This is a genomic window from Collinsella aerofaciens (assembly GCF_040926405.1).
Classification (GTDB): Bacteria; Actinomycetota; Coriobacteriia; order Coriobacteriales; family Coriobacteriaceae; genus Collinsella.
The window spans coordinates 1-6,335 of the sequence record NZ_JBCOIG010000007.1 but is presented as its reverse complement, the minus strand read 5'-3'; the positions used below and the strand labels follow the sequence as shown (position 1 = coordinate 6,335).

The 6,335-nt window shown below is 62.5% G+C and carries 8 protein-coding genes; all 8 read left to right on the top strand.

Annotated elements, in window-relative coordinates:
- Positions 1 to 136 (top strand): sigma 54 modulation/S30EA ribosomal C-terminal domain-containing protein (locus AB5758_RS03970; RefSeq protein WP_368155403.1); only part of this gene is annotated, 136 nt, incomplete at its 5' end.
- 79 nt (positions 137 to 215) lie between these two features.
- Positions 216 to 1,169: a DegV family protein gene (locus AB5758_RS03965; protein WP_368141358.1), complete on the top strand. Its 954-nt coding sequence runs from the start codon at positions 216 to 218 to the stop codon at positions 1,167 to 1,169.
- A 98-nt stretch (positions 1,170 to 1,267) separates the two neighbouring features.
- Positions 1,268 to 2,347, top strand: a complete 1,080-nt coding sequence (locus AB5758_RS03960; protein ID WP_368141953.1) for an NAD(P)-dependent oxidoreductase — start codon at positions 1,268 to 1,270, stop codon at positions 2,345 to 2,347.
- Positions 2,348 to 2,352: 5 nt separating this feature from the next.
- Positions 2,353 to 2,781 (top strand): hypothetical protein, encoded by a 429-nt coding sequence (locus AB5758_RS03955; RefSeq protein ID WP_055310425.1) that lies wholly within the window; start codon positions 2,353 to 2,355, stop codon positions 2,779 to 2,781.
- A gap of 15 nt (positions 2,782 to 2,796) precedes the next feature.
- The gene (locus tag AB5758_RS03950; protein ID WP_320677926.1) at positions 2,797 to 3,495 is read left to right on the top strand and encodes a HEAT repeat domain-containing protein; all 699 of its coding nucleotides are present in this window, start codon (positions 2,797 to 2,799) and stop codon (positions 3,493 to 3,495) included.
- 6 nt (positions 3,496 to 3,501) lie between these two features.
- The gene (locus tag AB5758_RS03945) at positions 3,502 to 4,587 is read left to right on the top strand and encodes an isocitrate/isopropylmalate dehydrogenase family protein (protein ID WP_260699513.1); all 1,086 of its coding nucleotides are present in this window, start codon (positions 3,502 to 3,504) and stop codon (positions 4,585 to 4,587) included.
- A 126-nt stretch (positions 4,588 to 4,713) separates the two neighbouring features.
- The gene (locus tag AB5758_RS03940; protein WP_368141955.1) at positions 4,714 to 5,808 is read left to right on the top strand and encodes a hypothetical protein; all 1,095 of its coding nucleotides are present in this window, start codon (positions 4,714 to 4,716) and stop codon (positions 5,806 to 5,808) included.
- A gap of 107 nt (positions 5,809 to 5,915) precedes the next feature.
- Positions 5,916 to 6,335 (top strand): helix-turn-helix domain-containing protein (locus AB5758_RS03935; protein WP_368155386.1); only part of this gene is annotated, 420 nt, incomplete at its 3' end.

The following is a 6,335-nucleotide window of genomic DNA, read 5'->3' as shown; positions in this document are numbered from 1 at the left end:
GGTGCAGACCGATCTGCTCGGCCACGACTTCTACGTGTTCGAGAACGCGACGACCGGCCTTATCAATGTGGTGTATCACCGTAAGAATGGTGGATATGGCATCATCAAGCCCCGCATCGAAACACTTGACGAGTAAAATACGTTAACTTGCATGAGTTAACGGTTGGCGGCCATCCCATGCGGGTGGCCGCCTTTTTACGTAAGGAGTCGCTTTGATGGACAAGGCCGCATCTACCGGTCATTCGGACCGTTGCCGCATCGTCGTCGATACCTGCTGCGACTTTAGCCCCGAGGTCGCCGCGAACCTCGATGTCGATATCCTGGGTTTCCCCTTCATTATCGATGGCGAGGAGCGCACAGATGACATCTGGTCGAGCATCACGCCCAAGGAGTTTTACGACCGCATGCGCGCTGGTGCCCGCGTGTCCACCTCGGCTGTGTCGCTCGGTCGCTATATCGAGTTCTTTACCGAGTGCGCCAAAGAGGGCACGCCCACGGTCTACCTGTGCTTTACCTCGGCGCTGTCGTCGAGCTACAACTCCGCGTGCCAGGCGGCAGATGCCGTGCGCGCCGAGTATCCCGATTTTGAGCTGTACGTGGTCGACAACGCTCTGCCCTGCGCGACCGGCGCGCTCTTGGCGCTCGAGGCCGTGCGCCAGCGTTCGGCGGGACTGATCGCCAAGCAGCTGGTCGATTGGGCAAACGAGGCAAAGACCTACGTCCACGGCTACTTTACGCTCGAGAGCTTCGACGCACTGGCTGCCGGCGGCCGCATTCCGCCCGCGGCGGCGCAGCTCACGGCAAAGCTCGACGTCAAGCCCGAGCTCTCCTACGACCTGGCCGGCTCGCTGTCGCTGATCGGCGTCAACCGCGGCCGCAAGAAGGCGCTCAAGTCCATCCTCAAGTCGTTCCGCGAGAACTACGTGCCCGATCGCACCATGCCCATCGCCATCATGACGGCCGATGCCGAAAAGGATGGTGACTGGCTCGAAGCCGCCATCCGCAAGGAGGAGGGTTGCGCCGACGTCACGATCATTCGCGGCTCCGTGGGTCCCACCATCGGCTCGCACGTGGGCCCCGGCATGGTGGGCTGCGCGTTTTGGGGTAAGAACCGCGCCGACAAGGCGTCGCTTTCCGACCGTATCGCCCGCCGCGTGCGCGGTCAGTAGGCAAGCGCTGCGTCCGTAATCGCCCTCGACTCACAGCCCAAACGCTGGCACCGAGTATTCAACCTGGTAACAACACCCAACCCAAAAGGAAAGGTTTCATGGCAAACAAGCTCTCCGTCGCATTCATTGGCACCGGAATCATGGGTGCCCCCATCGCCGGCCACATTCTGGACGCCGGCTATTCCGTCACGGTCAACAACCGCACCAAGTCCAAGGCGGCGGCGCTTATCGAGCGCGGCGCCGTCTGGGCAGATACGCCGGCCGATGCCGCGGCGAACGCCGATGTCGTCTTTACCATGGTGGGCTATCCCTCCGAGGTCGAGGAACTCTACCTGGCGGGCGACGGCCTGCTCTCGTGCACTAAGCCCGGCGCGGTCTTGATCGACCTCACCACGAGCTCGCCCGAGCTTGCCCGTGACATTGCCGAGGCCGCCCAGGTTTCTGGTCGCATGGCGTTTGACTGCCCCGTCACCGGCGGCGAGTCGGGCGCTATCGCCGGTACGCTCACGGCTATCGTGGGCGCTACCGAGAACGACATCGCGCCGGTCCGCGACATCCTTGCCACCTTTGCGGCCAACATCTGCTGCTTCGACGGCGCCGGCAAGGGCCAGGCTGCCAAGCTCGCCAACCAGGTGTCGCTGGGCGCCTGCATGGTCGGCATGGCAGACGCCATGGCATTTGCCGAGTTGAGCGGCCTTGACCTGGAGAAGACCCGCCAGATGATCCTGGGCGGCACCGGCAAGTCCGGCGCCATGGAGAGCCTGGCTCCCAAGGCGCTCGACGGCGACTACAAGCCCGGCTTTATGGTCGAGCACTTTATCAAGGACCTGCGCTTGGCGCTCGCCTATGCCGACGACCGCGAGCTTGCGCTGCCCGGTGCCGACGTGGCCTTTACGCTCTACGACATGCTCGACGCCATCGGTGGTGCCAAGCTGGGTACCCAGGCCGTCACGGTCCTCTATAAGGAGGAGGCCGACGCCATCGCCGCCGGTCTGGACTGGTCGCAGTATCGTCCCGAGGAGCATGGCGCTCACGAGGACGGCTGCGGTTGCGGCGAGCATGGCGACAATCACGAGTGCGGTTGTGGCCACCACCACGACGAGGGCCACGAGTGCTGCGGCGGCCACGGCCATGATGACGGCCACGAGTGCTGCTGCGGCCACCATCACGGGGAGTAGCGCCCATGAGCTGGACGTTCGTGGTGCTTGCGCTGGTGCTCTTTCTCTTTGCGATCTACATTGGCTTTTTGTGCGGCCAGTGGGCGTGCGAAAAGCGTGTCATCACCAAGCGCGACTACTGGATTGCCAACTTTGCGGGAGCGGCGGCAGTCGTCCTGCTGACCTGGGTGTTCTCACTGTTCCCGCTGGTGCAGTTTGCGCCGATCGGCTGGCTCGGCGGCTTTATCGCCGGCCTTAAGATGAGCTTTGGCGAGTCCGTCGGTCCGTGGCGCAAGCACGACGAGGTCTTTAACGTCAACAAGGCTCACCGTGCCGCCGCCGACGCGGGCGACGCCGAGGAACGCCGCCGTGCGCGTCGCAATGGCGCGGCCGATCGACAGCTCATCTCGGTCACCGATGACAGCAAGGGTGCTGGCAAGCACGCTAAGAAATAGTAAGAAGAGGTAACTATGGCAGAAAACAAAGACGAACAGCTCACCGACGAGGAGCTGGCACAGCTTCAGCTGGCAGAGGAGAACGAGAACGCCGTCGACCGTCTGGTCAAGGAACTCGGCTGCCCCACGCGCCGCATCCGCCAGTTTGCCGCCCGCGTGCTGCACCTGCTTGCCGAGCGCGATCCGCAGCGCGTCGTGCCCTGCGTGCCCGCGCTGATCGAGGCGCTCGACCGCCCCGAGGCTCAGACCCGCTGGGAGGCCCTCGATGCCCTGACGGCGCTCGCCACCACCTGCCCCGAGCAGCTGGGCGATGCCTTTGAGGGTGCCGAGACCGCACTGTTCGACGAGATCTCCTCCACGCTGCGCTATGCTGCCTTCCGCCTGCTGTGCGTGTGGGGCGCCACGAGCGTCGAGCGTTCGCGCGAGGCTTGGCCCATCCTGGACGAGGCCATCCAGTGCTACCACGGTGACCTCGAGTATCGCGACATGCTCGGTTGTCTGTACGAGTTTGGTCAGGGCGAGATTGACGCCGAGGTCGCCGAGAAGCTCGCGCTGCGCCTTAAGTTCGATGCCGAGAACGGCAAGGGCAGCTATCTCAAGGCCCGTTCGAGCGAGATTTGCGAAATGCTTGTTAAACGTTTTGGCCTGGATCTCTCAAAAAAGAAGAAGCGTGCTAGCGTTAAAAAATCTGACGACGCCGAAAACGAGGAGTAACAGATTATGGCGCACGATGTAGTCCTGATTCCCGGTGACGGTATCGGTCCCGAGATTACGCAGGCCATGCGCCGCGTGGTCGAGGCCGCCGGTGTCCAGATCAATTGGAATGTCCAGGAGGCCGGTGCCGGCGTCATGGACGAGTTTGGCACGCCGCTGCCCCAACATGTGCTCGATGCGGTCGCCGAGACCAAGGTTGCCATCAAGGGTCCCATCACCACGCCGGTCGGCACGGGTTTCCGCAGCGTCAACGTGGCCCTGCGCAAGCACTTTGACCTGTACGCCTGCGTGCGCCCCTGCCTGTCGCAGCCGGGCGACGGCTCGCGCTTCCGCGACGTCGACCTGGTCATCGTGCGTGAGAACACCGAGGACCTCTATGCCGGCATCGAGTTCGATGAGGGCGCTGCCGAGGTCGAGGAGCTCTCGCAGCTTGTCGAGCGCTCGGGTCAGAAGGTCTTCGCCGCCGATTCCGCCATCTCAATCAAGCCCATCTCTATCGCCAAGAGCCGCCGCATTGTGGAGTATGCCTTTGAGTACGCCCGCCGCTGCGGCCGCAAAAAGGTGACGGCCGTGCATAAGGCCAACATTATGAAGGCGACCGACGGCCTGTTCCTGCGCGTGGCGCGCGAGGTGGCCGCCAACTATCCCGATATCGAGTTCAACGACAAGATTGTCGACGCCACCTGCATGGGCCTGGTCCAGAACCCCAACGACTTCGATGTCCTGGTGCTGCCCAACCTGTACGGCGACATCGTGAGCGACCTGTGCGCCGGCCTGGTAGGCGGCTTAGGCATGGCCCCCGGCTCCAACATCGGTGCCGACTGCGCCATCTTCGAGGCAACGCACGGCTCCGCGCCCGATATCGCTGGCCAGGATATCGCCAACCCCACGGCCGAGATCCTTTCTGCTGCGATGATGCTCGATCACCTGGGCGAGAACGACGCTGCTAATCGCATTCGCGCCGCCGTATCTGCCACGCTCGACGAGGGCGAGCAGGTTACCGGTGACGTGCGTCGTGCCCAGACCGGCTCCGTCGAGGGGGCCGTGGGCACGCAGGCCTTTGCCGATGCCGTTATCGCGCACCTGGCCTAAGGCATGCGTGCTGCAAACGCCTAAATAGTACTTAAGTGTTTGCGTATAACCTGAGAATCAATACGCCCGGCGCTCTGTCGGGCGTATTCTATTGAGGACTATGTTTCCTAACAAGGAGTAACCGATATGGGTCTGATTCAAAAGAAGGACGAGAAGGACGAGATCGACGGCATCCAGATCATCGAGCGCGGCGAAGGCCCCGACGGTGACGAGGACGAGAAGATCGACCTGGTCGCCGGTACGTCTGCCGAGCACATTGCTGCCGGTACGACGGCCGAGGAGGAGGACGCCCGTCTGGAGGCTCAGATTGCCGCGGATGCCGCTGACGAGAATCTGATGCCCGGGGCCCAGGATGAGGACGACGATATCCTGGGTTCCGATGAAGACGATCGCGTATCCAAGCACAAGAAGACGATGATTGCCGCCTTTGTGGTTGCCGTCGTGATCGCTGCGGTGGTCGGCTTCTTTATCGGCAATGGCGGCTTTGGCGGCAAGGGTGTCGGCTCGGCGACCCTGACCGAGGACCAGCTCGATTCGACCGTGGCAAGCTATAGCTACAACGGCAAGAAGAGTGATATCACCGCGCGCGAGGCCATCGAGAGCCAGTACAGCCTCGATACCGTCAAGGATAGTGATGGCAACTACACCGCTCCTTCTGCCGACGTCATCCTGTCCTACGTGCGCAACAAGATCCTGCTCGATGCCGCCGAGGACGAGGGCATTACCGTCTCTTCCAAGGAGATGAAGCAGTACGCCGAGGATTCCATCGGCACTTCGGACTACAAGACCATGGCCACGCAGTATGGCGTGTCCAAGGACCAGGCCAAGCAGATCGTCCGCCAGTCCGCGAAGCTGCAGAAGCTCTACAAGAAGAAGGTGAGCGATAGCTCCGCAAGCATGCCGACCGCTCCGACCGAGCCTTCTGACGGCAATGAGGACACCGCGAGCAAGGACTACGCCGACTACATCATCAACCTTGCCGGCGATGAGTGGGATAGCTCAAAGGGCACTTGGAAGGACGCCGATAGCACCTACGCTAAGGCCTTCGCTGACGATGCCTTTACGGCCGATAGCGCTACCTACAAGCAGGCCATGACCGCCTATTACACCGCCTACCAGCAGTACTCTTCGCAGGCTTCGAGTGCCAGCTCCAAGTGGACCGAGTACGCCAACGGCCTCTACGCCAAGGCCAATATCAGCATCTACGGCCTGTTTGCGTAAGGTTTGCCTGCACTACTGCGCGTTAACCGATCACCTGATTAAGCCCGCTAGAACGGACAATGAACTGCCTCCCATTTCTTGGACATGAGAAATGGGAGGCTTTCTTTATGCGCGTTGATTTGAGGGTGAAGCATGATGTCGAGGCCAGGAAGGCGGCCATAGGGCTCTTCGAGCTCGGGCACGGGTGTAAATCTGCCGCGATTGCCCTTTCGCTTCCCGCGGAAGCCGTGAGAAGATGGCAGGAGATATACCGCGCGTTCGGGAGCGAGGTGCTGCTGCGCATGGACGGAAAGCAGGGCAGGTACACATACGAGCAGAAGGTCGCCGCCGCCTCCGCCGTCGTCGACGGCGGCATGACGAAGACCGAGGCGATGGCGGCGTTCGGCATAATGTCGATGTCGCCGCTCAAGAAGTGGTGCGCGCTATACCGCCGGGGCGGCGCGGAGGCCCTGCGCCCGAGGCCCAAGGGCCGGCCGAGCGGTTCCAGGGCGAGGCCGCGGACCCGCGAGGAGGAGCTCGAGGAGCGG